This window comes from Corallococcus exercitus, assembly GCF_003611585.1.
GTDB classification, from domain to species: Bacteria; Myxococcota; Myxococcia; order Myxococcales; family Myxococcaceae; genus Corallococcus; species Corallococcus exercitus.
This window is the reverse complement of the sequence record NZ_RAVW01000708.1, coordinates 1-2,602: the sequence shown is the minus strand read 5'-3', so window position 1 is coordinate 2,602 and position 2,602 is coordinate 1. Positions and strand designations below refer to the sequence as shown.

Annotated in this window: 3 protein-coding genes; all 3 read left to right on the top strand. The window is 71.4% G+C overall.

Features of this window, described 5'->3' with window-relative positions; translation table 11 throughout:
- On the top strand, positions 1 to 380 hold a 380-nt coding region (locus tag D7W79_RS41160; RefSeq protein WP_120530641.1), incomplete at its 5' end, for an MFS transporter.
- Positions 381 to 390: 10 nt separating this feature from the next.
- Complete coding sequence (gene plsX, locus D7W79_RS41155; protein WP_120530640.1) at positions 391 to 1,425, top strand: phosphate acyltransferase PlsX; 1,035 nt, start codon at positions 391 to 393, stop codon at positions 1,423 to 1,425.
- Entirely contained in the window at positions 1,422 to 2,468 is a 1,047-nt protein-coding gene (locus tag D7W79_RS41150; RefSeq protein ID WP_120530639.1) for a phosphatase domain-containing protein, read from the top strand. The genes plsX and D7W79_RS41150 overlap by 4 nt, the downstream gene beginning before the upstream one ends.
- The last annotated feature ends 134 nt before the right edge of the window (positions 2,469 to 2,602 follow it).

The window sequence follows — 2,602 nt, the reverse complement described above, 5'->3', positions numbered from 1 at the left end:
AGGCCCCGGTGGCCGTGGTGGGCTTCGGGCTGACGGCGGCGGGGCTGGCGCTCCTGCCCGTGGCGCCGTCGTACGGGTGGCTCTTTCCGGTGATGGGCCTGTTGGCGGTGGGCTCCGCGCTGGTGACGCCGTGCCTGTCCGCGCTGGTGTCCCTGCATGCACCGTCGGAGCGGCAGGGGGCGGTGCTGGGGGCTTATCAAGCGTCGGGTTCGTTGGGCCGCATCGTGGGCCCCGCGCTGGGCGGGCTGCTCTTCACCCGACTGGGCCCGACGGCCCCCTACGGGACGGGCGCGGTGCTGGTGGCGCTGGGTGGACTTTTGGCACTGTCCCTGGTGACACAGGTGCGAATGTCCGGCGCGGGCGCGGAGCAAAGCTCATAGGATGGGGACCATGGTGGGCAAGCCGCAGCACATCACCATCGCGTTCGACGTGATGGGGAGCGATCACGGCCCGGCGGAGGTGGTGCGAGGCGCCGCCCAGCTCTCGCTGGAGTCTCCGCACATCCACGCGCTGCTCGTGGGGGACCGGCCGGTCATCGACGAGGCCCTGGCGGGCATCAAGCACAACGGGGAGCGCATCTCCGTGCACCACGCGGGCGACTTCGTGGGCATGGACGAGAAGCCCGGCGAGGCGCTGGCGCGCAAGCCCGAGTCCTCCGTCGCGGTGGCCGCCCGGCTGGTGGCGGAGGGCGAAGCGCACGCGCTCGTCTCCGCGGGCAACACGGGCGCGGGCGTGCTCGCGTGCAAGCGCCACTTCCAATTGATTCCCGGCGTGCGCCGCGCGGCCCTGGCCACGGTGTACCCGACGCGGGGCGTGCGCGGCGCGAAGCAGGACCCGTTCAGCCTCATCCTCGACGTGGGCGCCACGGTGGAGGCCACCGCGGAGGACCTGGTGGCGTTCGCCGTCATGGGCTCTGCCTACGCGCGCATCATCTCCCGCAACGAGCGGCCCAAGGTGGCGCTCCTCTCCAACGGCGTCGAGCCGCAGAAGGGCCCGCCCCGCGTGGTGGAGGCGCACCAGCGGCTGTCGCAGATGGCGGGGCTCAACTTCACGGGCAACGTGGAGGGCATCGACATCCCGCGCGGCACGGTGGACGTCATCGTCACGGACGGCTTCGTGGGCAACGTGTGCCTGAAGATGCTGGAGGGCGTGCACGACACGGTGATGGAGCTGGCCCAGTACGCCTACAAGGAGAGCCTTCGCTGGCGCGCGGGCCTGGCCATGCTGTCCTCCGGCATCGAGCGGCTGAAGGACATCACGGACTGGGAGCAGTACGGCGGCGCGCCCATCCTCGGGTTCGACCGCATCTTCATCAAGGCGCACGGCCGCTCCAGGGCGCGCGCCATCGCGAACGCGGGCAAGGTGGCGGCGAAGGCGGTGGCGAACGAGCTGGGCACCGCCATCCAGGAGGGCCTGGCGAAGTGAGCCTGCCGGACCGCATCGACCCGCCTCCGCCGCGCCGCATCTACCGGTGGGACCTGGACAAGACGTACCTTCAGACGGACTTCGAGTCGTTGCGCGACCTGTTCCGCACCGCCTTCCAGAAGGCCCATGAGAAGGTCGCCGTGCCGGGCGCGTCCGCCCTCATCCGCGAATTGGCGGAGCAGGGGGACTCGCGGCTGTGCATCGTGTCCGGCAGCCCCAAGCAGATGCGCGCGGTGCTGGAGGAGAAGCTCAAGCTGGACGGCGTCCAGTGGGACGAGTTCGTCCTCAAGGACAACGTGGGCAACCTCCTGCGTGGGCGCTTCCGGGCGCTCCGGGGACAGGTGGGCTACAAGCTGCCCGCCATCCTGGAGAGCCGCGTCAACGCGCCGGTGGAAGCGGAGGAGGTCCTCTTCGGCGACGACGCGGAGGCGGACGCGTTCATCTACTCGCTCTACGCGGACCTCATCGCGGGGCGCGTGGACGAGCGCGTGCTGTCCCAGGTGCTGGAGGCGGGCGGGGTGTACCCGGACGACGCCGCGCGGGTGCACGAGGCGTGGAAGAAGATCCCCATCGCGGACCCCGTGCGGCGCATCTTCATCCACCTGGACCGGCTGACGCCGCCCGCGCACTTCACGCCCTACGGCCCGCGCGTGGTGCCCATCTTCAACTACTTCCAGGCCGCGCTGGTGCTGCTGGCGGATGGCCACCTCACGGCGCCGCAGGTGCTGAAGATCGCCGTGGAGATGGTGCAGACGGCGGGGCACAACATCATCACGCTGTCGAACTCGTTCCAGGACCTCTTGCGGCGCGGACTGCCGCTGCAGCAGGCGGCCATCGCGCTGTCGCAAGCGATGGAGGGGCCCAACGCGCTGCTCAAGGCGATGCGGCCCGTGCCGGACATCCTGGCCGCGTTCAGCAAGCGCCTGGCCGCGCTGGGCACGCAGCCGCCTCCACCGCGCGTGCAGGCGGTGGACTACGTGTCGCTCATCTCCCACGCGCTGCCCCGGACCCACAAGGGGCGCACGCTGAAGCCGCAGTCCTGAGCCCCGGGCCCGGCCGCCCCTGGCCTCCCAGGCCCTGGGGACTGCCTGGCTGCCCGCCCGGGGGCCCTTCCGGCGGCCTGGACCTCTGGAACGCCCGGCCCTGACCCCGGACGGGGTGGGGCGGGGTGTTATCC

Excerpts from the sequence above, each read along its gene's own strand:
- plsX (WP_120530640.1), top strand. The coding sequence starts at position 391 with ATGGTGGGCAAGCCGCAGCACATCACCATCGCGTTCGACGTGATGGGG.